Source organism: Leminorella grimontii ATCC 33999 = DSM 5078 (assembly GCF_000439085.1).
GTDB classification, from domain to species: Bacteria; Pseudomonadota; Gammaproteobacteria; order Enterobacterales; family Enterobacteriaceae; genus Leminorella; species Leminorella grimontii.
In genome coordinates this window covers 63,649-88,918 of the sequence record NZ_AUUA01000015.1, presented here as the reverse complement: position 1 = coordinate 88,918, position 25,270 = coordinate 63,649, and the positions used below count along the sequence as shown (strand labels likewise).

Below are 25,270 nucleotides of genomic sequence, written 5' to 3'. Positions count from 1 at the left end.
CTGTGGCCGAACGTTGCTAAGCCGACAGCACGTCTGCAAAGGTTTGCAGCGCCGTGCGCGCCTGCTCGTACGTCTTCGTTTGTTGGTCGATTTCAATGATGATGGAAGGGATCCCCGCTTTATCGAGGTGCTTTTTGACGATTGGCGCGTCAAACTCTTCCGGATCGCAGAACTTGGTCAGTAGATACACCACGCCGTCGGCGTTGTTTTTCTTAACCATATCGACCAGCATCCCGCCGCGCTTTTTCTCCGGGTCGAACAGCAGAGAGCACCCCTCCAGTTCAGCAATCTGCCTGGCCATCGCCTCATAGGGTTCGCAGTCCTCCGGAACGTCCTGACGGAACTGGCGGGACTCGTGCGCGACTTCGTCCGCGACGATAGCCATGTTGTTGTCCGCCAGGATCTGCAGAATTGACGGGCTGTCGGCGATAATGCCCGTCACCACCACCCGATGGCCGCTCCACTCTTCCTGCGGCAGCGCCCTGCAGCGTGCGATAATCTCCCGCACCGCTTCGATATGCTCCAACACGTCCATGAAGTAGCCGCTCTTGATAACGGTATTGCGCATCTGGGGCGTAATGGTTTGCGGGTATTGGGCAGCAACGCTTGAAAATTCGCGCAGCGCGGCGCGGCGCAGGTTGAACAGGCTGATAGCGTTTTTAAGCGATTCTTCCGTGACCGCCTGGCCCGACAGCGTTTCCAACTGCTTCGCCACCTTTTTGTACTGCTCAACCAGAAAAGCGACGCCGGCCGGCGTATTGCGGTTTTGCGGATGCACCAGTTGAATGAAGGGCACTTGAGGAACGCCGGACTTCCAGTTTTGCCCCAGGCACTTGAGGGTGTCGCACAGCGTGGGGATAAGCGCCGCTGAAAGCTTGTTCAGCGCGGTATCCAGTCCCATTTCCAGCGATGAGAGCGCCAGCGCGCAGTAAAAAGGCGGGAAGTACTTTTTGGCTTCTGAAATTTCCCGCCCTTCCGCGCCCCATACGCCAAACGGCACCATGCCGGCGGCATAGACGATTTCGTTCGGCGTGTATTCAGGAAAGCAGCCGACCACTTTTTTACCGCTGCGGATAAAGCCGTCAAGCTGCTTTACCGGGTTATCCACTACCGCCTGCAGCCGTTCAAATATGTCAGTCAACGCGTTCATCAGATGCCCCCTTTGTTCGTTGCTGCCTTGTTGGCGGCCATGATTTCCGTCAGCGCCTCAACGCGGGTCACGTACTGCGCCTCAGAGAAGACGCGCGGATCGGCCTGATCGCCGTCGAACGTCACCGTTGGAATATGCAGCTCGCGCCGGATCTTTCTTTCAATCTCCGGCATGATGCCGCTCCAAAGTTTGCAGCTGCGGTTAACGTGAATAATGGCGCCGTCGACCTGATTCTGGCGGCTGACGTCGATGCGCATATCCGCCGCTCGCTCAACGGAAACGCAGTTGGGCACGTAGGAATAAGCGCGCATCATCTCTTCGCTGTTTTGATAAATAACGCCGAATGCGGTAGCGTAAACGGTGGCCGTGACGTTAATGCCCTGATCCTTGAGCGGCGTGGAGGTGGCGCGCAGATAGGGCCAACAGGCGATGCCTTCAAACAACACCCGATACTTTTCTTCTCCGCGATAGGTGGACTTGTTCTCCTTGATGTTCTGCTCCATCTCTTCGCACAAAAGCTCAAAGGCTTCCGCCGCCTCTAACTTTCCGCGCGCGCAGACGGCGACGGCCATATGGTTGAACAAGTCGAAGCCGTTCATCGGTGAAGGGCGGTATTTACAGTATTCCGCCGCTTTCAGCCACGCCCGACTGGTACGCTGAGACACCTCGCAAACCTGCTTGAACCGCTCTTCAGAGAACGTTTTGCCGGTGATTTTTTCCAACTGCCTGATGGCGTCGTCAAACTGGGCCTGAACGTAACGCACCGTCGCATCGTCGGTGTCGTAGTCGTTTTTGTAGGGAATATCGATGAGGATCATCGGAATATTCAGCTCGTAGGCGATGTTTTCATACCACTTGATCATGCAGTTGCAGATGTTGTTGCAGCACAGCAGGAAGTCCGGCTGCGGCATGTCCATCTCGTCGCAGTGCTTCACGTCCATAAACGACAGGCTGATTCTGGCGTAGGCGCAAATATCGTTGGAGTAGCCCATGCTTTCGGCGTGTTCACACATTCTTAAACCGCCGCCCTTGGCCGCGATGGCGGCCGCCTGGTTCTCCGGATACACCACGCATACGCCCAGCGTTTCCGCAATTTCCTGCGGGAAGTTAGACGCGCACCAGCCTACCTTTTCGCCTCTGGCCTTGGCGTCCCAGGCCCGCTGATAGGCGTCGCCCGCAAGCTGCTGTAGCCGCTTTTTCGCCGGTACGTAGTCCGGCGCGTTCATATCTATATTGCTCATATGTGCATTCCTGAAAGTGGCGCGCCGTCCCGCAACTGCTGGCTGCACGCATCAAAGGCATAAATGGCTGCGCCTATCGCCCCGTTATATTGTGATAGCGGCGAGGTCATGATAGGCGCCCCCAACTCTTCGCTAACGTAGCGAACAACCTCAAAGTTGCTGGCTACGCCCCCGGTCATAACGATCGGCTCTTCCACACCAACCCGCTTCGCCAAGCCGGCAATACGGCTGGCGACAGACCTGTGGATACCGTTAATCACGTCGGGGATCGTTTCGCTGTTGGCTAAATGGGAAATCACTTCAGATTCGGAGAACACCGTGCAGGTAGAGCTGATGGTAACCCGCTTTTTCGACTTGGCGCCCTCCGTCGCGAGATCGGAGATCCGCGTTTCCAGCACGCGGGACATGACGTCCAGAAAGCGCCCGGTTCCTGCCGCGCACTTGTCGTTCATCACGAAGTTAATCAGCCGGCCGGCGCCGTCCATATGCAGCGCCTTGACGTCCTGACCGCCGATATCAATCACCGTCTTGACGCCGGGGAACAGATAGTGGGCGCCCTTGGCGTGACAGCTGAGTTCGCTCACCTCTTTGTTGGCCTCTTTAAGAGAGTTACGCCCGTAGCCGGTGGCGCATACCCAACGAATATCGGCCGGTTTTCCGCCAAACTGCTGCATCACCTCAGCGATCGCCTTTTCCGGCCCTGACGTTCCTGCACCCACCGACGCCAGAGACTTCGCGACAATCTCTACGCCGTTTCGCATGATGATGCACTTCGACGCGGATGAGCCGATGTCTACGCCCATAGTGAATATGTCCTGCTGCATACTGACGCTCTCCAAAAGAGTAAGGGAATAACGAACTAGGCTTTCCTGACGATAACGTCGCCGTTGGCCTCAAGCTCGGCGATGCGCTCATCGCTATAGCCGAGCGCTTTCAGCACCGCGCCCGTATCCTCGCCCAGTAGAGGACCGCGGCGATATTCAGGCAGCCCGCTTTCCAGGAAGTCGATTGGAGGACGCACCAGCGCTTTCTCACTGCCGTTGGCATACTTCATGCGGTAAAAGGCATCGATGGCCCATGCCTGTTCGTCTTCCAGCACCTCTTCCCAGGTTTGCGCAACGCTGAAGGGGATATCGTTTTCGGTAAAAATGGCCTTCCACTCGCTGGCGGTCTTCTGCTCTATTTGCGCCCAGACAATGTCGTACATCTCAGGGGAACGCCCGTGCTTTGCGACCTCTTGCAGCTTGGTATAGCGCTCGTCTTGCGCCAGATCCGGCCTGCCGATGCAGGAGATAAACTTGGCGTAGTAGGCGTCGTAAACCGGCATACAGACCTGAATAAAGCGGTCGTCTTTGGTTTTGTAGGCCAGAATAAACGGGCTGGTGGTGGTGCGGCGGTCGATAGGATAGGTTTGGCCGTAGTCCGGGTACTGCGCGGCCTGAATCATGATGGCCTGCGTATAGATGGAGGTGTGCAGCAGGTTAGTGGAAACATACTCGCCTTCGCCGAGGCTCTTGGCGCGGATATAGGCCGCCAGCACGCCAGCGACCAGCCCCAGCGCGCACTGGTGATCGCCCAGGCCGGGAATGACGTTCATCGGCACCGTGTCTTTTTGATAAAGCGTACCCAGAATGCCGGCGCGGGCGAAGAACGCGGTATAGTCGAAGCCCGGCAGATCTTTATCCGGCCCCGTTTCGCCGTAGCCCGTCAGGCTCGCGTACACCAGCTTCGGGAAACGCTTTTTCAACGTTTCGTAGTCAAGCCCCGCTCTCGCACGGGCGCCCGGACGCCAGTTAGTCAAAAAGATGTCTGCTTTTTCCAGAAGTTCGAACAGAACCTTCTTTCCCGCTTCGGTTTTGGTATTCAGCCCAATGCCGAGCTTGTTGGCGTTTTCCAGATCGAAGGTCGTATTCTCGTACTGATCCAGCGGCCGCCCCTCGGTTGGCGCGGTGTAGCGCAGGTTATCGCCGTCCGGCGACTCTATTTTGATAACGTTGGCGCCCATATCCGCCAGAATGCGCCCGGCGGCGGGAACGGCGATAAAGGTCGCCAGTTCGACAACGGTGACTCCTTCCAGTGCTTTACGGTTACTCATCTTTTCTCCTCAATTTTTTAGACTTAATGCGGCTATCGTCAGAACGTGAAAAAACGGTTTTCGGTCAGTTATCAGCGTTTACCTTTTCCTTCCCGACTCTCGCCCCATAGCCCATCTGGGACTTCAGGACCTGAACGTCTATCTTTCCGCAGGGCGTATGGGGGAACTGGCTAAAAAAGCAGATGTCTTTTGGCATTTTGTAGCGGGCCAGCCGCTGGCGTAAAAACTCACGCAGCTCGGTTTCAGTGATGGAATGCCCCTCATGAACGCAAACGGCGGCAGCCACCTCTTCGCCCAGGTCTTCAGAGGGAATGCCGAACGCCTTGGCGGCCTCAACGCCGGAATACTCCATCACCGCCTCTTCGATTTCCCGCAGGCTGACGTTCTCTCCGCCGCGAACGACGATTTCTTTAATTCGGTAGGCATAGTGGTAATAGCCGTCGGCGTCGACGTAGCCGACGTCGCCGGTGTGCAGCCAACCCTGTTCGTCTATCGCCTCTTGCGTTTTTTCCGGCTCGCCGTCGTAGCCCATCATGACGTGGAAACCGCGCGTACAGATTTCCCCGCGCGCGCCCGGCGGGCAGGTTTTTCCGTTTTTAAGAGAGGCGATCCTCATTTCAACGAAGGGCAGCGGCTTGCCGACGGTGCGGCCCTTTATCTCAACGGGATCGCCCGGCAGCGTCTGGGTGCAGCAGGGGGAGGCCTCGGTTTGCCCGTAAGAAACGGCGACTTCTTTCATACCAAGACGCGTAGAAATTTCTTCAATCAGGCCAATGGGAACCGCAGCGCCGGCCACTATCCCCTTCGCCAGGCTGCTGACGTCGTAGTCGGCAAAGCGCGCGTGGCGCATCAGGCGGCTGAATATAGTCGGCACGCCGTGCATGACGGTGCATCGATAGGTTTGAACCGCCTTCAGCACGTCTTCCGGACTGTAGTTGTCAAGCAGAACTAGCCTACACCCGGTCGTTAGCGAGAAAAAAAGGCCGGAAGAGAGGCCAAAGCAGTGAAACAGAGGAACTGCCAAGCAGAGGGTATCCCGCTGCGTTACGCCCAACCGCCCAGCGGACAAAATGGCGTTATTAATCACGCTGTAGTGGCTGAGCATGACGCCCTTGGGCGCGGCCGTACTGCCGGAGGTGAGCTGAACGGTCAGCATGTCGTCGGCGCTGACCTTTGACGCCTCAGTAAAATAGGAAGAGGAAGATACGTTTTTTCCTCTCTCTTTAAGCTCGGTTAAGGAAAAAGCCGGCGATACGCTTTTCTTCCCTATGCCGATCAGCACGCGGGGAACGGAAACGCCATCAGGCCTCGCTGACATCGCAAGAGACTGAACGGTTTCAACAAAGTCGTTTTCTCTAAAACCGTCGGAAAAACATAACGCCTTAAGGTTCGTCAGGCGAAATAAATCCAACAGCTCTCTTTTCTTAAAATGGAAATTAATACAAACGACCGGCAGGCCAATTTTAGCGGCGGCTAAAAAGCAGATAACCCACTCGATGCTGTTGGCTGACCAGATGCCCAGACGATCGCCTTTCCTAAGCCCCGCGGCCAAAAAGCCGCGCGCAACGGCGTCCGCTTCCTCGCTTAGCGCCTGCCAGGTCATCGTTCTTCCGCTCTGGCTTTCAATCAGCGCCGTACCGGACGGATTTTTCGCCACCGCGTTATTCAGACATTCTTCGACCGTTATCGACAACAGGTTCATAAATACCTACTCAACGGAATACTTGCCGCGTTACGCCGCATCTGCTTGCAATATCCGCATTGTCTGTAGGTCAACGTCGTCATTCTTGGTAAATAACGAACTGTTTTTCGTCATTTTCACCAAACGGGTGAAAACTGTGATTCGATTCTATTTTTTACCTATTTATTGGTAGGATTTATTACAACGCGTTTACATGAAATGAAGTAGATTTGAACATCTGTCGTAATTTGTTCGTGATTTTTAACCGTTGAAGCGCTGGCTGCGTCAAAATTCACTTTCCAAATAATAGAGGTATGACGTTTACTTCACCGTTGAGGTATGCTCTCCTTTAGGTAGGCAAGAGCCGCGCGCTTGCGCGCCGTACAACAGGGACGCTGCTCATGACGGATTATCGAGCACACTTTCAACGGGTTTCCACGCTTTCTGCCGCCAGGCGCGAGCAGATGGCCGATATTTACTTCCAATCCTATGCCGGGAGCGACGCATCGCGCTTCATGTCCGATCTGGCAGATAAAGATGAAGCGCTACTGCTCGAATACAGAGGGCGGCTCGTCGGCTTTAGCAGCGTCCAGTTTTATGAGCATGAACGGGCGCTCATTGTTTACTCCGGCGATACCATCGTCATGCCGGAACACTGGATGCAGCAGACGCTTCATCGCGTCTGGATTTCCCGCATGGCTCTGCTTTACAAGCAGCATCCACAGAAAAGACTCTACTGGTTTTTACTGGTCAAGGGCTTAAGAACCTACAAATACCTGAAGGCATTCGCCAAAACGTTTTACCCGCACTGGCAGCGCGACGAACCCGAGCTTCAGCGGCTGGCCGACGCGCTGGCGTCAAAAAAGTTTGGCGCGCTATATAACCCACAAAGCGGCGTAGTGGAATGCCCCCCACATTACGGCTATCTGAAAGAAGCGCTGGCAGACATCGCGCCGACGCTCCACGGCAGGCCGGAGGTCGACTTCTTTTTACAAAAGAACCCGCACTACTCGCTCGGACACGAGCTGGTGTGCCTGTGCGAAATCGCGCCGGACAACCTGGCCGCACGCTATCAAAAGCTGTTTATTAATCCTGACGTTGAGTTTTACGATGAATAATCTCTGGAGCCACTTTCAACAAACGCTCCCTTCTCCGAGCGGTACCGTTCGGGAAAGGCAAACGCAATGGCTGATGGACTGCCTGGCAACCAATCGGACGTCGGCCTACGGTGAGAAGTACGGCTTTGCCGCTATCTCATCAATTGAAGAATTTCAGCAGCGCGTGCCCGTCGTCGAGTATGAGACGCTGGCTCCGCTTATCGACAGCATCGCCAACGGCCTGGCTAACGTACTGTTTTGCGCCGACGCGCTGGCGTTTGAAAAAACCGGCGGCAGCCACAGCGGCGGCAAGCTCATTCCCTACACGGCGCGCGGCCTGGACGACTTCCGCCGAGCGCTGACGAATTGGCTTAACGATACGATAACCGAATACCGCCTGACGGAGGGGCGGGCCTACTGGGCGCTTAGCCCGGCGGCGACGCGTATCGAAAGCACCCGCGGCGGCATCCCTATCGGCGCGGGCGATGAGCTTTATCTGGGCGATGAGAACCTGGCGGCGTTCGCCGGGCTTTCCGCCGTGCCATTGAGCCTGGGCGCGGTGGAAGAGATGGCGGACTGGCAGCTGCTGACGCTTTACTTCCTCACCCGCTGCGACGACCTGAAGCTTATTTCCGTCTGGAGCCCGGCGTTTCTGACGTCGCTGCTGACGGCGCTGCGCGAGCGCCAGCAGGAGCTTATCCCGCTGTTGGCCCACGGCGGCCTCGTTGCCGGGCATTCCCTGACCGCCGACGCCGACGCGCTTCGCCGCTATCGCGAATACCTGACTCGGCAGGAAACCCGTCTGCTTTGGCCGGAGCTGGCGCTGATAAGCTGCTGGACCGACGCTGCCTCCAGGCCGCTGGCCGTTGAGCTGATGCGCCACTTCCCCGGCGTTCATCTACAGCCCAAGGGGCTGCTCTCCACCGAAGCCATTATCAGCGTGCCGGATTCCCGCGGGCACCCCCGGCTGTGCGTCGACAGCAACTTCTATGAATTTATCGATGAAAGCGGACGCATTCATCTGGCGGACGACCTCACTACCGGCGAAGAGTACGGCGTGATAGTTACGACCAACAGCGGCCTGTATCGCTACCTGACTCACGATCGGGTGCTGTGCGTCGGCGACCGCAAGGGCGCGCCGCTGCTGCGCTTTACCGGCCGCAGCGGCGTAAACAGCGATCTGGTGGGAGAAAAGCTGACGGAACCGTTCGTCATTCGCTGTTTGGACGAGCTTGAGGGCTTTGCCGCTCTGGCGCAGGACGCCGCGGCTCCCGGTTACGTGCTGCTGCTGGACAAGGCGCTTCGCTGGCAAAATAGTCAAAGCCTTAGCGATATCGAGAGGCGGCTGTGTAATAATCCACAGTACGACTACGCCAGACGCCTGGGTCAACTCGCTCCGCTGCGATACGCCTTTATTGAGAACCCGGTCGAACACTATTTGCGTTGGCGGCATCAACAGGGCAGGCGGCTGGGGGAGATTAAAATACCCGCGCTGTTTACGTCTGACGACTGGCGCGATGCCTTTCAGATAAGGGAATAGGAAAGATATGGATTATCCATCATACGGCCCACAGAGGAAAATGAAGCTGGTGCTGATTTCTCCCAAAGGGCCGCTGTATCGCAGCCGCGGCGGCATTTTTAAGCGCTCTCTACGCTATCAGCCGCTGACGCTGACCACGCTGGCAGCGCTGGTGCCAAAGTCCCTGCCGGTCGAGATAAGCCTAATCGACGAAAGCATCTGCGACATTCCTGAAAATCTCGAGGCCGATCTGGTCGGCATGACGGTGATCACCGGTACGGCGCCGAGAGCCTACGAGCTGGCGGCGGGCTTTCGCGCCAAGGGCATCTCCGTCGTGCTCGGCGGGCCGCACGTTACCCTGCTGCCGCAGGAGGCCGCCCTGCACGCTGACTGCGTCTGCGTCGGCTATGCGGAGCAAAGCTGGCCTCGGCTGATTAATGACTTTCTCAACGGCGAAATGCGGGCCGAGTATCGGCAGGAGGAAGGCTTTCATCTGGACGCCGCCGAGCTGCCCTTCCCGGAGCGCGATCGCTTTGACGGTAAGCACTTCCTCACTCAGGCCGTATTCGAAGCCACCCGCGCCTGCGCCCACAACTGCGAGTTTTGCGTCGCGCCCAGCGCTTGGGGGCGAAAGCAGTTTCAGCATCCCGTCGAGTGGGTAGTCAACGACATTCGCCAGTTCGTCGCCCGTACCGGCAAGCGTAAGATCATCTTCGTCGACCTCAATCTGGTGTCGGACATTGGCTACGCCAAGGCGCTGTTTACTGCCCTGATCCCGCTGAAGATCCAGTGGTTCGGCCTGTCTACGGTGCTGATTGCCCACAACCATGAACTGATGGAGCTGATGGCGAAAAGCGGTTGCAAGGGGCTGCTGCTGGGGCTGGAAACCGTCAGCGACGGCAGCCTGAAAGACGCTGGCAAGAAGTTCAACGGCTCGGTGGACTACAAAGCGCTGATTGGCGACCTGCACCGGCTGGGGATTTCCATTCAGGGCTGCTTTGTTTTCGGCCTCGATCACGACACCACGGACGTGTTTGACCGCACCGTGGAGCTTGCCATCGACGCGGGCATCGACCTGCCCCGCTTCTCGGTACTGACGCCGTTCCCCGGCACGCCGCTGTACCGCCGCCTTGAAGAGGAAAACCGCATCCTGACCAAAGACTGGTCGCTGTACGACGCCCAGCACGTGGTTTTTCAGCCTAAGTTGATGAGCGTCCGAGAACTGGAACTGGGCCACGAGCGCGCCTGGAAAAAGGTCTATCGCTACGGCAGCATCGCCAGAAGGCTGTGGAACGCCAAAAACTTCAAGCCGCTGGCGCTGACCGCTAATCTCGGCTATCGCTTCTACGCTCACCACCTGCACCAGTTTTATACCTGCGATTGGCCGATCGAGCACGCGCCGGTACGGAGTAACTAAGCTATGAGACTAACGTTTGTCTATCCGGCCATCGGCCACCGTACCGGAGAATCCTACCTGCGTTCATGGCAAATGGAGCCACTCCCCATCGCCGCACTAAAGGGGCTGACGCCCGCCGATGTCGACGTGCGTTTTTACGACGATAGGATGGAAACGATTCCCTTTGATGAGCCGACCCATGCAGTGGCGCTAACGGTAGAAACCTACACCGCCCGACGCGTGTACCAAATCGCCAGCGAATACCGCAAGCGCGGCGTACCGGTGATCTTAGGCGGTTTTCACGTCACTCTGCTGCCTGAAGAAGCCGAGCTATACGCAGACGCTATCGTCATCGGAGAAGCAGAATCCATCTGGGCGGAGGTGATCGACGACCTGCGTCACGGAACGCTAAAAAAGCGCTATCAGGGCCAACAAACCGACTTAAGTCAGGTACGGGTGGATCGCAGCGTCTTTCAAGGCAAGCGCTATCTACCCATTGGGCTGATTGAGACCGGGCGCGGCTGCCGTTTTCCATGTGAATTTTGTGCTGTGCAAACTTTTTATCAGCGCCGCTACCGCCGTCGCGATATTGACCAGGTGTTCAACGAACTGGAACAGATTAAACAGGGGAAAAAGCTGTTCTTCTTCGTTGACGACAATTTCGCCGGAAGCCTGAAAGGCGGTAGCGAAATCCTGCCGACGCTGGCACAGGCCAAGGTTCGCTGGATAACGCAGATGAGCATCGATGCCGCTCACGACGAAAGCTTTGTGCAAGAGATGGCGCGCGCGGGCTGCCGCGGCGTGCTGATAGGCTTTGAGTCGCTGAACGAAGATAACCTGAAGCAAATGAACAAGCGTGTCAACACGATGGGCGGCAGCTTCAGCCACGCGCTGGCGAACCTGCGCAAATACGGTATCGGCGTTTTTGGCACCTTTGTATTTGGCTACGACCACGACACGCCGAGCTCCTTCAGCGAAGCGGTGAATTTCGCCCGCGAGGAAAGCATGTATGTCGCTGCCTTCAACCATATGATGCCGTGGCCCGGCACGCCGTTCTATCATCGGTTGGTACAGGAGAAGCGGATGATCTTTGACCGTTGGTGGCTGGATGAGAACTACCGTTACAACAGGCTGACCTATCAGCCAACGCACCTTACGCCGCGCCAAGTGGAAGAAGGCTGCCTGAAGGCACGAAAAGACTTTTACACCTGGAGCTCGATTATGCAGCGCAGCTGGCGCAATCGCGGTGACTTCTTTATGTGGCGTAATTTCTTTCCCATAAACATGTTGCACCAGCGTGAAATCGAAGCCCGCAACGGCTATCCGCTGGGTGATGAAGGCTGGCAGGGCAAGCTGCTGGAGGTCAAATAGTGCGGGTCGTTGCCGCGACGCCGGAGCGGGACGCCGATCTGCTGCGCCTGCTGGAAGAAAACGCCATGAGCGGCGACGTGAGCCTGGTAATGACCCGCCGCCCGCGCTACTTCACCCCGGAGCACGATTTCGGCATTGAGCGCTCCGCGCTGGCGCTGGAAGGCGAACGCGCCGTCGGCATGTGCCGACTGACTGAACACGCAGGCTTTGCCAACGGCAAAGCGCAGGCGCTCGGCTATCTCGGCGGGCTGCGCATTTCCCCCGACTACCGCCACCGCGTTCGCGTACTGCAGGCGGGGTTTGACTACCTGCGCCAGCTTTCTCCGCCCGATTACTGCTACACCAGCATTGCGACCGATAATCGCACCGCGCTTCGCCTGCTCGAACGAGGTATTCCGGGGCTTCCCGCCTATCGCCCGCTGGGAGAGATGTGTACGCTGGCGATAAGCAGGAAACGGGGGAAACGTCGCGGGCTGTGGCGGGTGATGCCACAGGAAAGCTACGCCGACGTGGTCGAATGCTACCGACGAAACGCCCGCCTCCGCCAGCTTGCCCCCGTTCTGGACGCAGGCTGGCTGCACTCCAGCGGGGCAACGGTTTTAGGCTATTACGACGGCCAAACGCTTAGCGCCTGCGCCGCGCTGTGGAACCAGCAGGCGTTTAAACAGATCCTCGCCTCCCGTTATTCCCTACGCGCGCGCCTGCTGCGCCCTTTCTATAACGGCTACGCGATGGCAACAGGCCGCGTTCCGTTGCCAAAGGCGGGCCAAGCGCTCGATCAAAGCTTTTTGGCCTTTTTTGCCGCCGACGATGGCGATATGACAACGGACCTGATTATGGACGCACTGGCCCTGTGCCCTACCCGCATCATGACGCTGGGGCTCCCCGCTGCCGAATCGAGCGTAAAGAAGCTGACGGCCCGCACCCGCGCAGCGGTGTACCGGACTCGACTCTACGGCGTAGACCTGTCCTCCAGCCCCGAGTGGGACAATCGCACCGTTTGGCCGGAAGTGGCGCTGCTGTGAGGTTTTTCCGCTAAGCCGATAGTATTAAAGGGGGAAGCAGTTTCCTTCCCCCTTAGGTGCGTTTCAATCAGTGAACTAATCCGTGAATTAGCTCAACAGATTAATCAGCCGTAACAGCGCCAACAGCAGCTCTATTACAACGATGATGACAGACAGTACGTCCATTTCACCCGCTTCTCCGTGCTTGCGGAGCGCAACGCCGACGCCTTACCCTTACGGTGTCCAATCGTCAGATGGAATGCCGAGCCCCAGACCGGGGCACTGCCTGCGGCACCACCCGTCCGGCAGCCAGGACTTGTAAACCAGTAAAATCCGGAATGCAACACACCTGACGCGATGGATTATAAAGCGCTTTCCCATACAGCCAACGGAGAACGTCACTTTTTACGAGCCGTCTCCAAAGAAATAAATATCGTAGAACAGTACGTCATCCGCCTGTTTGCAATAAGGAATAAAGCTGAGTACACTTGCGAAGTCAGGTTGAAGTGTCGTGCTCCATTTTTATGGTTCATTCACTGAAGACAATAAAACAAAAGACTCCGTCACCAGCGGGGTCTTTTGTTTTTTGCTACCGGCGATCTTCCCGTCAAAACGCTCTGAAATACGCGCCTGAAATACCGCCTTAGAAATAATCGATATTTAAAACCTATCCTTCTGCCAGTAAAATAGCGGCTTCGCGCAGCTCAAAAGGAAATGCGTCAAGCCAGGCCGGAGGCCCTTGTGAAGATAGCGCTGATTTACCCCAACATGGGGGACTACCGCACGAAAGACGCCATGACGCCGCTGTCCATGGGGATCCTTGCGGCGCTGTCGCCGGGCCATGACGTCGCGTTTTATGACGAACGGCTTGAGGCGCTGCCCCAAAGCCTCCCCGACGCCGATCTTGTCGCTATTTCCATCGAAACCTTTACCGCCCGCCGCGGCTATCTGCTTGCCGACCGTTACCGCAGTCAGGGAAAAAAGGTCGTGATGGGCGGCTATCATGTGACCTTTATGCCGGACGAAGCGATGCAGCACGCGGACTACGTCATCACCGGCGATGCCGAGGGCGCGTGGGAAACGCTGCTGGAGGACATCGAGCGAGGCCAGCCGCAGTCCCGATACGATGGCTCTCGGCAGCGCCCGCTGGACGACTATCGGCTGGACAGGTCTATCTTCGTCGGCAAGCGCTACGCGCCGCTGGAGCTGATTCAATACTCACGCGGCTGCCGCTTCGCCTGCGACTTTTGCTCTATCCACGCGTTTTACCCAGACGGCGTGCGCACCCGGCCGGTTGAACAAATACAGGCCGAAATAGAAGCCCTGCCTACGGGGCGCTTTCTGGCCTTCGTTGATGACAACCTGTTCGCCAGCAGGAAAAAGCTGGAGAGCCTGCTTGCGACGCTCACGCCGCTGAAGCGCCGCTGGGGATGCCAAATCAGCATTGACGTCGCCCGCGACGACGCGCTCTTGGATAGCCTGGCGCAGGCGGGCTGCGGCTTTGCCCTGATGGGCTTTGAAAGCCTTAATCCCGCCAACCTGCGGCAGATGGGCAAGCAGTGGAACCACGCGGCGGGGGACTACCGCGAGGTGATCCGCGCCCTGCACGCGCGCGGGATCTGCGTCTACGGCACCTTTATCTTCGGCTACGACGAAGATACGCCCGATACCGTTCGCCAGTGCCTGGCGTTCGCTCAGGAAAACCGTCTGGAAATCGCCAACTTCAATCTGCTCATTCCCACGCCGGGCAGCGCGCTGTATGCGCGGCTCGAAGCCGAAGGAAGGCTGCTGTCTCCCGCCTGGTGGACTGACCCGAACTACCGCTACGGCGATCCGATTTTTACCCCTAGGGGCATGACGCCGCAGGCGCTCACCGAGCTGTGCTTTTGGGCTAAAACGCAGTTTTACAGCTATCCGTCGATTGCCCGCAGGCTGCTGCGCTTTAACGGCAGAAGGCGCTGGAAAAACGCCTTCATCGCGCTGCTGGCAAACCTGGTATCGCACCGGGAGATCGCGCGCAAGCAGGGAAAACGACTAGGGGAGAAGGGATGAAACTGACGTTAATCAAGCCCAACATCGGGCGCAGGGAACACAGCCTGTACGTTGACGAGGGCCGCATGGAGCCTTTAATGCTTGGCATTCTGGCCGCCCTGACCCCGCCGGACGTCGACGTCGCGCTGTTTGACGACCGCATGGAAGACATCCCCTATGACGAACCGACCGATCTGGTCGCTATCACGGTGGAAACCTTTACCGCCCGCCGCGCTTATGAAATCGCAGACGAATACCGCCTGCGCGGCGTAAAGGTCGTGATGGGCGGCATCCACGCCACGCTGCTGCCGGAGGAGGTCGCACAGCACGCCGACAGCGTGTTTACCGGCGATGCGGAAAGCCGCTGGGCGGAAATGGTGGAAGACGCGCGCCTAAGTCGCCTGAAGCCCCGCTACGACGCGCCGGTCGGCGTAGGCCAGGTGGACGGCTGTAGCCGGGCACTGCTGCCGCGTCGGGAGCTGTTTGCCGGTAAAGGCTATCTGCCGATTTCGCTGATGCAGTTTTCCCGCGGCTGCCGCTTCGCCTGCAGCTTTTGCGCCGTCAGCCAGTACTTTGGCCGTCGACACTACTTAAGGCGGGTTGATGAGGTGGTGAGGGAAATTGAAGAGCAAAAAAGCCGGTTCATCTTTTTCGTCGATGACAACATAGCGTCGGACCACAACGCGCTGGCGGAGCTGTGCCACGCCCTTATCCCCATGAAGGTAAACTGGATAAGCCAGGCCAGCCTCGACGTGACGCAAAACCGTCCGCTGATGACGCTGATGAAAAAAAGCGGCTGCTGGGGCAACGTGATGGGCTTTGAGTCCATCACGCCGCAGAGCCTGCGCGACGCGCGCAAGTCGCCGAACGTCAAGGAATTCAGCCACTATCGCAACGAAATCGCCGCCCTGCGCGACTTCGGCCTGCAAACCTGGGCGGCCTTCACCCTCGGCTACGATCACGACACGCCGGACAGCATCGCGCGCACCGTAGACTTCGCCTTGGAAAACCGCTTCGCCTTCGCCGCCTACAACATTCTGATGCCGTACCCGAATACGCCGCTTTACCGGCAGTTGCAGCAGCAGGGAAGGCTGCTGTTTGACGACAGGTGGTGGCTGCACCCCGAATACCGCTTCAATCAGGCAGCGTTTATGCCGCAGGGCATGTCGCCGGACGAACTCACCGACCTCTGCCATCAAGCGCGCAGCCGCTTCAACAGCCTGCCCTCCATCGTGCGGCGCTTTTCCGACCTGCGCATGACGTTCCAGTCGCTGTCCAGAATGAGCGCCTTCTGGCGCTATACCCTGCTGTTTCGCAAAGAGGTGCATAAAAAGCACCGAATGCGGTTTGGGCTGAAGTGAAAACCGGCGACGGATGGCTGACGGCCTAGGCGAGTACACGCCAGTAGCCGTTTTTTGTCGCGCCGACCCGGCGTAGGCATCCTCTTTCCTGTAATGCCTTCAGGCTACGCTCTATCGTACGCGCGCTGACGGACAGAGCCTCGGCCAGCTGCGCAATGGTCACATTAGGATTTTCAGCAACGATGGCCAGAACGCGCTTCGCCGTCGACGCCAGCGAACGCGCATTTTCTTCCGACATTTTAACCGACATTTGTACCGACATTCGCACCGACATTTCGCGAACGCGCTTTTCGGCGTCGTCAACGCTTTCCCGCAGCGCTTTCGCCAGCTTGTCCAGCATAAAGGCGATAAACGCGGTACAGTCGCCTGACTTATCGCACTCTCCCAGAATTCGATAGTATTCCCGCTGCTGATGGTGGACCCGCGTTTCTACCGGCAGCCACGCCAGTTCCGCTCGCCATTCGCTCAAAATCAGCGTTTGCCATAGGCGCCCCATTCGGCCATTGCCGTCGGTAAACGGATGAATAAACTCAAACTCATAGTGAAAAACTGCGCTGGCAATTAGAGGATGCGCGTCGGTATGACGCAGCCAGTCCAGAAGGTCGTTTATCAGCGAAGAAACCCTGCTGGCCTGCGGCGCCATATGAAGCAGACGTTTCTCCCGATAAATGCCTACGTCGCCGTCGCGAAGGTGGCCGGGGGCATCAACCAGCCCTGCCATCAGCAGGCGATGTGCGGCCAATAAATCCGACAGGTTATGGCTGTTCCATTCCGAGAGCTTTTCATAGGCGTTGATGGCGTTTCGCACTTCTTGAATCTCTTTTTCCGGCGCAAGCACCCGCTTTCCTTCCATTAGCGCCGTCACCTGAGAAGCAGACAGGCCGTTATGCTCAATGGCCAACGATGCCTGTATGGTGCGAATGCGGTTTTCCTTCCTCAGTTGAGGCGACGCGTGTTCGGCCGATGCTACCCAACGGCCAAGCAATTCGCCCACTTCCACCACGCGATTGAGTATCGCGGACGTAATGCTATACGGTGGCTGATAGGCTGACATAGCGTTTCCTTTATTTTCAGAGGCTGCGTTTTTCAGAAGCGTTCATACGTTACCGCAGGCGAAGGCTTTACGCCAGAAGCACAAAAACCTCGACGCTATTGCTGGAAGAACCCTCGCAAGTTAATTGAACCGCAGGGGAATTTATTGCACCATTAAACAACCCCTCTCTTAGAAAAAGCGCCCAACATGGAGCCGTTCCCTACCCGGCTGAAAAGCTACCTGCTCTGGATGCTGCCGGTGTCGATCGTATTTTTTGGCCTTTACCCGACGGTAAACTTCTTTACCGCCACGCGCAGCGACACGCTGGCGCTGTGGCTGCCCGCTGAACTGGAAATTCCGTTTATTCCGGCGTTTATCTGGCTCTATTTTTCCATGTACCTGATAATCCTGATGCCGGTGTTTTTTCTTAACCTGAAGGAGCAAAAGCGGTTCGCGACAGAGCTTATGGTGCTTACTGCCGTCGCCGCAGTCGTCTTTTTACTGTTCCCGGCCAGGCTGGGCTTTGAGCGCCTTCTCCCAATCGACCCGTTTTATCGTTCGCTGTTTGAAGCGCTGTGGTCTCTGGACAGGCCGCACAACCTGGTGCCGTCGCTGCACGTCGCCTGGTCATGCACTGCGGTGCTGGCCGTGACCCGAAGGCCGAGGGGATGGGTTTCGTGGGCGCTGTACGTCTGGCTTATCGCCATCGCACTGTCTACACTGTTTGTACATCAGCACCACCTGCTGGACGTCGTTACCGGCGGCCTGCTGTCGTTCACCGTTCATTTCTACACAGGGAAAGTCTATGAAAAAAATAATCCTGATTCTGTTGGCTCTTGTCGGCCTTAGCGCCGCGGCCAACGCCTCTGACGAAGACATTCATAACGAGCTCCGCCAGGCCATCGCGCTGGTGGAGTCATCCATTAACTCAGGCGACTATGAAAAGATGCTGCCGGTGTTGAGCAACGATCTGAGGGCCACGCCGATCACTCAGGAGTTTGTTCACGGCAAAGAGGGCGTCGTTCCCTACTTCAAGAACTGGTTCGGCGACGACAAGTTTCTCAAGCGCCTCACCATCTCCTTTACGGCGGATACGGAAACCGAGCTGTCCGCCGACAGAACCTGGGGCGTGGCCTACGGGAAGGGGTTGGAAAAATATATTCTCAGCGACGGGCGCAGCTACGACTTCCCCACCCGCTGGACGGCGACGGTAGTGCTGGAAGACGGGCACTGGAAGATAAGAACCATCCACATCGGCACCGACTTTATCGATAACCCGCTGATTAACGAAGCCAAAGGCGCCATCAATAAAGCGCTGTACGGCGCCGGCGGCGGTGGATTGCTGATTGGCCTGATTCTCGGCTTCTTCTTATTCAGAAGAAAGGCTAAGAACTAGGATTGAAATCCCCTACCCGCTCGCGACGCAGCCTGGCGGCGTAAATGCAAAAGCCGACGTTCGTCGCCAGCCTCAGCCAGCGTCCGCCGGGCCGAACGAGCGCCCGGCGCAAAATCTCCTTTACGCGATAGCTGTCGCGCCAGGCTTCGTGCAGCAGCGCCTGCAGGCGTTCGGGCGACATGTTTTTAGGTTCAAACACCACGTGTTCGTTGTCGTACAGGCTTAAATCGCGCGTCAGGATGCGCCCTTCGCTCTCCATCCGTCGGTGCAGCGACGTTCCCGGCAGCGGCGTTAGCACTGAAAAACGCACCAGATCCAGACCGAGGGTTGGAATAGTCGCTACCGTTTGGCGAATGCTCTGCTCGGTGTCTTCATCAAACCCCAGCACGAAGCAGCCGAGGCTGGCGATGCCGCATTCGCGCAGCCTGTCGATTTGCCGTCGGTACTCGCTCACCCGGTTGCTGGGTTTGCCGATACTGCGCATGGTGTCCTGACTGAGGTTCTCCAACCCCAGCAGCAGCCCCTCGCAGCCGCTTCGCCTCATGGCCTCAAACGTTTCCTCATCGTCCACCACGTTCAGCGTAGAAAGGCCGGACCAGCGGATCTTAAGCGGCGTCAGCGCTTCAAACAGCGCCAGCGAATAGGCTCTGTCGGAATAGATATTCGGATCGAGAAAAATCCAGCGCTTAGCTCCGTGGGCGCGGATCTCCTCCACCACCTCGTCAACCGGGCGCGCCAGCCCGCGCTTCCCCCACTGCTGTTGAATAGAGCAAAAATCGCAGCCAAGGCGACATCCGCGGTTGGCAACAATGGTGGGGATGTTCATGTAGCCGCGGGCCAGCAGTTCCCGTCGGGGCTGCGGCATCGGCAGGCAGCCCGCCTGCGGCTCGTGCCGATAAAGGGCCTGCGCCCTGCCCGCTGAGAAATCGTGAAGAAACCGCGGCCAGGTTTGCTCCGCCAGCCCGACGAAGACGGTATCTGCATGCCGGGCAGCCTCGTCGGGAACCAAGGTCGCATGCGCGCCGCCCATCGCTACGTGAGCGCCCCGCGCGCGCCAGTGGGCGCACAGGAAATAGGCTCTGGCAGAAGAAGACGCGGTGGCAGTGATGCCGACGATATCGTAGTCGCCGTCAAGTTTTGGCGGGCTGACGCCCTCATCGACGATGTCCACCTGCGCGTTCAGCTCCGCAGGCACCAACGCCGCCAGCGTTGTCAACGTCAGGGGCGCATAACCGATAGACGCCGAAAAGGCGCCCTTGCGGCGATAGGTGCGATCGAAGGGCAGAACCAGCAGGATCCTCATCGTCCGGTCGGTGTCGTCGATGCTAGTGGAAACACAAACGCCACGTCTGCCGGGGCACCCATCGGCGGTGCGGGCCGCACGCCGTGGCGCCAGAGGCTAAAGTAGATGCGCCAGAAGGTCGGACGCGGCTGGTCGTCAACCAGGCTCGGCAGCTCGTACCACGGCGCAGCCGGATGCTGGTGGTGCGCCAGATGGCAGTAGTAGTTCAGCGCCAGCCAGCGGGAAACCGGCAGCACCCGCAGGTTCCACGCGCCGTTCCTCACGTCGCGCCGGGTCCAGGCGTGGTTGACGTACTGAAGCGCCGACCAGTGCAGGCCAAAGGCCCACAGGCAGGCAACGTAGCCCCACACGTTTAAATCCAGCAGCCAGAACAGCAGCGCCTGATAGCCAAACGCCAGCGCCAGCTCGCACCACACCGCCAGCGGCGGCAGCTTAATCAGCTCGGGGATCTGCGAACCGAAGCCGAGCGCCGGCCCGAGCTTCTTGACGAAGAAATCCGAACGGTAAAACCTCCAGGCCACCAGCCAGATGGCGTTGCCCAGCACCACGCAAAAATAGTAAAGCCCCAGCAGGTTGCCGCCATAAAGCCAGACGTTGCGCAGCCACTTCGGCTGATGGGGAAGATAGTAGTCATACAGTTCCCCATCGGTGCGGTTGTTATCGTGGTGGTTCAGGTGCGCGCGGCGCTGTAATAAAAACGAGGTGGGAAACGCCCACCCCGCCACCACGCCGATGATCCGATTGCCCCACGCAGAGCGGGAAGCCACGCCGTGCACCGCCTCATGCATAATGGCAAACGGCATGTTGTTGATAAGCGCGAAGAACCAAACCGCCGCCAGCGCCCAATACCACGCCGAGTGGCTGGCAGCCCACAGGCAAAAGGCGGAAAGGGAAAGAGAAAAAAGCAACAGCGCTGCGTTAAGGGTTAGTCGCATAGGTCGTCCTGAGAGGTGAGTCCGTTTGGGGAAATAGTATACGGTAAACGGGGGATGGGGAAGAATTTGCAGGAAGAGACGTTGGCCGGCTTGAAAGAAGTACCTTAAGCTTTTCTTCAATCTATTACTTAAGTTTAGATTTACATTGCCGCTATTTAATAGCGCACCTCTTTTACTTCTGTTTTTACAAAAAAAGTCGCCATATTTACCATTAAAACAACACATCTAGTACATTTACCAAGAATTTCATTATTAGAAACATAACAATCGTTACGCTCTTAACGTTATGAAATATATTGAATCAATTGGGCCATATTAGACATTTCTTTTACCCGGCTGGCTAAAGAAGATATCGATATCATCCGAGGATGATAAGTCGATGACTCGCAATTTAACTCATACAGGCCTCAGTTCAAGAACGGCCTCTCTGTCCGTCACGGATGACTGAAATACACCATTAGATTTATTCACTTTTTGGAGGTTATCCACATGGGCGAAATCAGTATCTGGAAGCTATTAATCGTCGTTCTTCTCATTGTGCTGCTGTTCGGCACCAAAAAGCTGGGCTCGCTGGGCACCGATCTGGGCGCCGCGCTAAAGGGCTTTAAGAAAGCGATGAACGACGTTGATGAGAAGAATGACGGAGCTCAAAGCGCGACCGTCGTCGCTGAACAAACAAAGGTTTTAAACGACGAGCGGCAGAAATAGATTTGTTTGCTGCGGGAGTTTTTCTCTGCTGTGCTCGTGGCGGGCAGGCCATAGCGTCAGCCCGCCGTGGTGGAAACAGTCAGGGGTTGGATGGTGGCTGCTAAAAACGGCATTTACCTTATCGTTAATCTTCTCAACACCGCCCTTCCCTCCGGCATAAAGTAGGTGCCGAAGCGCACCAGGCCGACCTCCTTGAGGTGGCAAGTCAGGGTGTAGGTCAACAGGGTGTCTTTATTGCCCGGTTCCAGCGTTATTTCAACGCCCTGCAGGCGCGGTTCGTATTTCAACAGCGTGTGCTGGATGGCCCGCATCAGGCCGTGGGCCGACGACGGCAGCTCCTGGTAGATGAGGCTCAGGTCCGGCAGGCCGTAGTCGGGCAGGTATTTTATCGCGCCAGCCCGGCTGTTTAAGATGCGCTGGATATTGTCCATAACGCTAAGTACGGTTTGCGTTTGCTCGTTGACTTCATCCAGCGCGATGCCGGAGCTAAAGCCGCCCATCAGGCTTTCATACAGTGACGGTCCCATCGCTCTGCTCCTATTTCAGCGGCGCCAGGCCGATAGCGCCGTAGTTGGCAATCAGCAGCCGCGGCTTGTCGGCGTCCAACTCGTCGCGCTTGATGACCACTTTCCAGGTGCCCTCTTCCAGATTGGGGGTACGAAACAGCGCCACGATGCCGACAAACTTGGCGTCTTTGTTCATCGGCACGTCGAGAGAGACGGCGGAAGCGGGATGCAGCACCACCTCGTTACGCGCCAGCAGGTCGGTAGAGAGCATTTTCACGTCGTCTTCCACCAGCTGTGGGTAGGTCGCCTGCTCGAAGTTGTCCAACTTGTCGAGCTGATAAACGCGGATCATCAGCGATGAAGGCGCATCTTCGTCCCCCGGATTCAGCTGGGCGCGGGCGGCGAAGTCAAGATGCAGCGTATTGATGTTTTTAATAAAAATGGCTCTGGCGACGTCGGTCGCCCCCTCAGAGGCGGACTGAAGCGCGCCGCAGCCAAACAGCAGCCCGGAGAAGAGCAGAACACTCGCCTTGGCAAGGGTTGAAACAGTGTTTATTGAAAGCGTTGCGGTTAAGCGCGTTTTACGTTGATTCATAGTATTTCCTTTAAAACTTTCTTATCCCTGTCCGTCTAGCCCAACGTAGCGGCCAAGGTTGACGCAGATTTCCTGCTGCCGCCTTTGCGCCGTACCCACCGGCAGCACCGACGTTAGGCCCAGCCGAATGCGCGACTCGCCAAGCTGCGCCCGGGGCAGCAGCTCGCGCTTTACTTTCATCGCCATACAGGCATCGAAACGGTAGCCCAGATAGGCGCGCAGCAGCGCCATCAGGTCGGTATGGAGGGTTTCTCCCGGCAGTAGCCCTTCTATCTGTTCGCGGGAGGCAGGCGTAATGGTGACGCGCACCGTGCTGTTGCTGTCCTTAAAGCGTCGGCCCAAAACGGCCGAGCGCCGTAGGTCAACCGGTTCCCCAAAGCCCAGCCTAGCGGGCTCATCGATGCTTACCCACTGAGGATAAAACTCGTCGATACTCACCTCTGCACCCGGCAAAAGCAGGTGTATAACGCCCTCAAGGCCGTCGCCGGTGCGGGTTCGCTGGGTAATCAGCCCCATCAGGGCCAGAAAGCGGGACGGCGGCGTCGCAATCTGCTCGCTTGAGCCCTTAATGCCGAACCCGGCCAGCCCCAGCAGGCACTGCGATACGGGATCTGCGCCCCCCGAGCGGAACCCCGCCGGGTAGTAATACTTGCGCCAGATGCGGTAGTACTGCGTCATCACGCGGTGGTTGAAGATGTCGAGGAACGCCTCCAGCGCCTCGTGCCCTTCCTGACGCTGAACGATGTCGTCCAGCCAGGCGTAGGGCAGCACGGCGTCCACGCCGTACAGGCCGAGGAAGGTGGTCCGCACCGTCGGCGGGCGTTCGGGATAGTCTTTGTCCCACTCGACGCGCTTCATTTCGCTTGAGGGGAACCCCATCTCGGGCAGAGGGCGAAAACGCACCGGATCGGTCGCCGGAGATTCGCCGGTCCCCAGCCCTGAAGACGACGGATTTTGCTGTTCCAGATACTGGCAGAACCGGTAAAAGTTCATGCGCGGCGCCTGCCGGAACAGCCCCTCCATCAAAGGGGTGAGCGCGCTGTCTTGCTGTCGGTCCATGTTAAGCGTTTCCCAGTGGGTAAGAGCACCAGCGTCAGGCGGGTGAACAGGTTAAGGTCGGCGTACAGGGCGAAAAACTGATGCAGCAGTTCGCCGAACAGCTGAACGTCCCCTTCGCCCGGGAACTGGTGGGCGCTAAGGGTGATTTCGATTTCCACTCCGCGTTGCAGCATGCCCCGCACCATTCGGTTAATCGGGCGATGAGTCACATCGGTAATGCCCTCCAGCCGACGACGGTTCAGCTCGTTGTCGGTCCAGTCGTACAGCGCCAGCGTGCCCCGCAGCACTTCGGCGTTCATCAGCGACAGGTAGTTGGGCGCCAGATGGGACAGCACGCGCCAGTGGAAGCGGTCGTTCATCGGCGGGTAGCAGGGCAGCGTCGGCGCGCACAGGTTGCGCACGCCCATCACGCCGGTCTGGGCGTGGGTTATCTGGTTGATGGAAGCGTTGCGCAGCGCCTTGCGCGGCAGCATGCCGTTGGTGCCGGTGACGCGCAGGGAAAGGGTTTCGTCATACACTTCCTCCTCGCGCTCCCACACCTGCCCGCCGAGAATAAGCCAGGTATCGTGCAGGCCGGACGCCCCCAGGCGCACGCGGGTGTGATAGTAGCGCTCCGGCGCGTCGTGCCGCAGCATGCCGCCGCGATGGCGGAAGCTGGTGAACGGCACGTAAACCGCTCTCCCGCGCCGGCTGATCGACTGCACGGCGTCAACGGAGTAGATCTCAACGTGGCCGTCCTGCATCAGCAGCGGGCGCAGCAGGTACTCGCTTTCCAGCTGGTTAATGCGCACCGGATCCGCTTCCATCGGAAACAGGTTGATGACCGGCGAACAGTGCAGGCGAATGTTCTGGCCGTTAAACGGCAGGTCGTCGGGCCAGGTTTCGTTAAGCACCAGCTCGACCTCAAACGAGCTAACGCCTTCCGGCATGCGCCCTACGTCCAGCCCGGCCAGATCGACGAACATAAACTTCTCGCGGAAGGTGAAGTATTCCAGCAGCAGCTGATAGCCGCTAAAGGCGTTGTCCGGCTTGAGCCACAGCCGCTCGTCCGGCGAGAAGCCGGCGGGGGTGATGCGCCCGTTGATGGGCAAAGGCGCGCCGTCACGGTAGCCGAAGTAGCGCACCTGCATGGCCGCTACCTGCCCGACCAGCGCCCGGTAAAGCGCGGAGGCTACCGGCGTGTCGGCATTCAGGTACAGGCGCAGGCTGGAAAGGTCCATCTGCGTCAGGTCGGCCATCGGGCCGAACTCAAAGCGGATATAAATCACCGAACGCCCGTCGTGATGGCTGCGCACGCCCGCTTTCGTCACGCTCAAAGGCTGTAGCTCAACCGCCTGCGTAGTGCGATATTTGCAGCGGGTGCGGGCCGGGCCGACCGGCGCGGTCTGTACGCCGAAGCCCGCTTCAACCACCTCTTTGCGCGCCAGCACGCCGTAGTCCGGCATTAGCTCGACGATGGAGAGCGACGGGATAATGCGCAGGTAGTGCGGCCAAAGCAGGCTGACTATCCCTTCGGTCAGCTCCGGCAGATCGTCGTCCAGCTTTTGGCGCAGTCGCCCCATCAGGAAGGCGAAGCCTTCAAACAGGCGCTCGACGTAGGGGTCGCGGTCCCCCACGCGGTCGAGGTTGAGCATGCCCGCTCTGTCGGGGTGGACCTGTGCGAACTCTTTCCCCGCTTCGCGCAGGTAGCGCATTTCGGCTTCGTAGTAGCGTTTGATTAAATCGTCCATTTTTGGTTTCTTATGTTTTGTTCTAATAATCTTCTGTGGATATTCCGACCGTAAATACG

22 protein-coding genes are annotated in these 25,270 nt (G+C 58.0%); 10 read left to right on the top strand and 12 right to left on the bottom strand.

Annotation, left to right across the window (positions count from 1 at the left end; all coding sequences use genetic code 11):
- Positions 1-16: 16 nt before the first annotated feature.
- The 5 genes from G544_RS0115195 to G544_RS0115175 all read right to left on the bottom strand — a co-directional run bounded on the left by G544_RS0115195 (position 17) and on the right by G544_RS0115175 (position 6,188).
- Positions 17-1,150, bottom strand: a complete 1,134-nt coding sequence (locus tag G544_RS0115195) for a 2-hydroxyacyl-CoA dehydratase subunit D (protein ID WP_027275395.1) — start codon at positions 1,148-1,150, stop codon at positions 17-19.
- Positions 1,150-2,391 (bottom strand): 2-hydroxyacyl-CoA dehydratase subunit D, encoded by a 1,242-nt coding sequence (locus G544_RS0115190; protein WP_027275394.1) that lies wholly within the window; start codon positions 2,389-2,391, stop codon positions 1,150-1,152. The genes G544_RS0115195 and G544_RS0115190 overlap by 1 nt, the downstream gene beginning before the upstream one ends.
- Positions 2,388-3,215: an acyl-CoA dehydratase activase gene (locus G544_RS0115185; protein WP_027275393.1), complete on the bottom strand. Its 828-nt coding sequence runs from the start codon at positions 3,213-3,215 to the stop codon at positions 2,388-2,390. The genes G544_RS0115190 and G544_RS0115185 overlap by 4 nt, the downstream gene beginning before the upstream one ends.
- 35 nt (positions 3,216-3,250) lie before the next feature.
- Positions 3,251-4,486: a CaiB/BaiF CoA transferase family protein gene (locus tag G544_RS0115180; RefSeq protein ID WP_027275392.1), complete on the bottom strand. Its 1,236-nt coding sequence runs from the start codon at positions 4,484-4,486 to the stop codon at positions 3,251-3,253.
- A gap of 64 nt (positions 4,487-4,550) precedes the next feature.
- Positions 4,551-6,188, bottom strand: a complete 1,638-nt coding sequence (locus G544_RS0115175) for an AMP-binding protein (protein ID WP_027275391.1) — start codon at positions 6,186-6,188, stop codon at positions 4,551-4,553.
- A 380-nt stretch (positions 6,189-6,568) separates the two neighbouring features.
- Here G544_RS0115175 and G544_RS0115170 point away from each other — a divergent pair, with 380 nt between their 5' ends.
- From G544_RS0115170 to G544_RS0115140, 7 genes are all read left to right on the top strand, one after another.
- On the top strand, positions 6,569-7,285 hold the full coding sequence (locus G544_RS0115170) for a hypothetical protein (RefSeq protein WP_036024253.1): 717 nt from the start codon (positions 6,569-6,571) through the stop codon (positions 7,283-7,285).
- On the top strand, positions 7,278-8,804 hold the full coding sequence (locus G544_RS0115165; protein WP_027275389.1) for a GH3 family acyl-acid amido synthetase: 1,527 nt from the start codon (positions 7,278-7,280) through the stop codon (positions 8,802-8,804). Before G544_RS0115170 ends, G544_RS0115165 begins: the two co-directional genes overlap by 8 nt.
- A 7-nt stretch (positions 8,805-8,811) precedes the next feature.
- Positions 8,812-10,200 carry a B12-binding domain-containing radical SAM protein gene (locus G544_RS0115160; RefSeq protein WP_027275388.1) on the top strand — a complete coding sequence of 463 codons (1,389 nt, stop codon included), beginning with the start codon at positions 8,812-8,814 and terminating at the stop codon, positions 10,198-10,200.
- A 3-nt stretch (positions 10,201-10,203) separates the two neighbouring features.
- The gene (locus G544_RS0115155) at positions 10,204-11,550 is read left to right on the top strand and encodes a B12-binding domain-containing radical SAM protein (RefSeq protein ID WP_027275387.1); all 1,347 of its coding nucleotides are present in this window, start codon (positions 10,204-10,206) and stop codon (positions 11,548-11,550) included.
- The gene (locus G544_RS0115150; protein ID WP_027275386.1) at positions 11,550-12,575 is read left to right on the top strand and encodes an N-acetyltransferase; all 1,026 of its coding nucleotides are present in this window, start codon (positions 11,550-11,552) and stop codon (positions 12,573-12,575) included. Before G544_RS0115155 ends, G544_RS0115150 begins: the two co-directional genes overlap by 1 nt.
- A 720-nt stretch (positions 12,576-13,295) precedes the next feature.
- Positions 13,296-14,606: a B12-binding domain-containing radical SAM protein gene (locus tag G544_RS0115145; RefSeq protein WP_027275385.1), complete on the top strand. Its 1,311-nt coding sequence runs from the start codon at positions 13,296-13,298 to the stop codon at positions 14,604-14,606.
- Positions 14,603-15,946 (top strand): B12-binding domain-containing radical SAM protein, encoded by a 1,344-nt coding sequence (locus tag G544_RS0115140; RefSeq protein ID WP_027275384.1) that lies wholly within the window; start codon positions 14,603-14,605, stop codon positions 15,944-15,946. Before G544_RS0115145 ends, G544_RS0115140 begins: the two co-directional genes overlap by 4 nt.
- A 25-nt stretch (positions 15,947-15,971) precedes the next feature.
- Here the strand turns inward: G544_RS0115140 and G544_RS0115135 are convergent, their stop codons facing one another.
- Positions 15,972-17,000 carry a Fic family protein gene (locus G544_RS0115135; RefSeq protein WP_027275383.1) on the bottom strand — a complete coding sequence of 343 codons (1,029 nt, stop codon included), beginning with the start codon at positions 16,998-17,000 and terminating at the stop codon, positions 15,972-15,974.
- A 186-nt stretch (positions 17,001-17,186) separates the two neighbouring features.
- Between G544_RS0115135 and G544_RS0115130 the strand changes: the two genes are divergently transcribed.
- Positions 17,187-17,828 (top strand): phosphatase PAP2 family protein, encoded by a 642-nt coding sequence (locus tag G544_RS0115130; protein WP_027275382.1) that lies wholly within the window; start codon positions 17,187-17,189, stop codon positions 17,826-17,828.
- The gene (locus G544_RS0115125; RefSeq protein WP_027275381.1) at positions 17,785-18,375 is read left to right on the top strand and encodes a YybH family protein; all 591 of its coding nucleotides are present in this window, start codon (positions 17,785-17,787) and stop codon (positions 18,373-18,375) included. The genes G544_RS0115130 and G544_RS0115125 overlap by 44 nt, the downstream gene beginning before the upstream one ends.
- Here the strand turns inward: G544_RS0115125 and G544_RS0115120 are convergent.
- The gene (locus G544_RS0115120) at positions 18,365-19,678 is read right to left on the bottom strand and encodes a B12-binding domain-containing radical SAM protein (RefSeq protein WP_027275380.1); all 1,314 of its coding nucleotides are present in this window, start codon (positions 19,676-19,678) and stop codon (positions 18,365-18,367) included. The genes G544_RS0115125 and G544_RS0115120 overlap by 11 nt on opposite strands.
- Positions 19,675-20,613: a fatty acid desaturase family protein gene (locus tag G544_RS0115115; protein ID WP_027275379.1), complete on the bottom strand. Its 939-nt coding sequence runs from the start codon at positions 20,611-20,613 to the stop codon at positions 19,675-19,677. Before G544_RS0115115 ends, G544_RS0115120 begins: the two co-directional genes overlap by 4 nt.
- A 489-nt stretch (positions 20,614-21,102) precedes the next feature.
- On the opposite strand from G544_RS0115115, the gene tatA reads away from it, so the two are divergent.
- Entirely contained in the window at positions 21,103-21,321 is a 219-nt protein-coding gene (tatA, locus tag G544_RS20755; RefSeq protein ID WP_036024248.1) for a twin-arginine translocase TatA/TatE family subunit, read from the top strand.
- Between the two features lie 113 nt (positions 21,322-21,434).
- On the opposite strand, the gene tssE is transcribed toward tatA, so the two are convergent.
- The 4 genes from tssE to tssF are packed head-to-tail and all read right to left on the bottom strand — an operon-like array spanning position 21,435 to position 25,211.
- Positions 21,435-21,848, bottom strand: coding sequence for a type VI secretion system baseplate subunit TssE (tssE, locus tag G544_RS0115105; RefSeq protein WP_027275378.1), 414 nt, complete (start codon positions 21,846-21,848; stop codon positions 21,435-21,437).
- Between the two features lie 10 nt (positions 21,849-21,858).
- A complete protein-coding gene (gene tssJ / locus G544_RS0115100; RefSeq protein ID WP_081650812.1) occupies positions 21,859-22,422 on the bottom strand; it encodes a type VI secretion system lipoprotein TssJ in 564 nt (187 codons plus the stop codon).
- A 21-nt stretch (positions 22,423-22,443) separates the two neighbouring features.
- A complete protein-coding gene (gene tssG / locus G544_RS20750; RefSeq protein ID WP_051155788.1) occupies positions 22,444-23,481 on the bottom strand; it encodes a type VI secretion system baseplate subunit TssG in 1,038 nt (345 codons plus the stop codon).
- Positions 23,445-25,211, bottom strand: a complete 1,767-nt coding sequence (gene tssF / locus G544_RS0115090) for a type VI secretion system baseplate subunit TssF (RefSeq protein ID WP_027275376.1) — start codon at positions 25,209-25,211, stop codon at positions 23,445-23,447. Before tssF ends, tssG begins: the two co-directional genes overlap by 37 nt.
- Between the last annotated feature and the right edge of the window lie 59 nt (positions 25,212-25,270).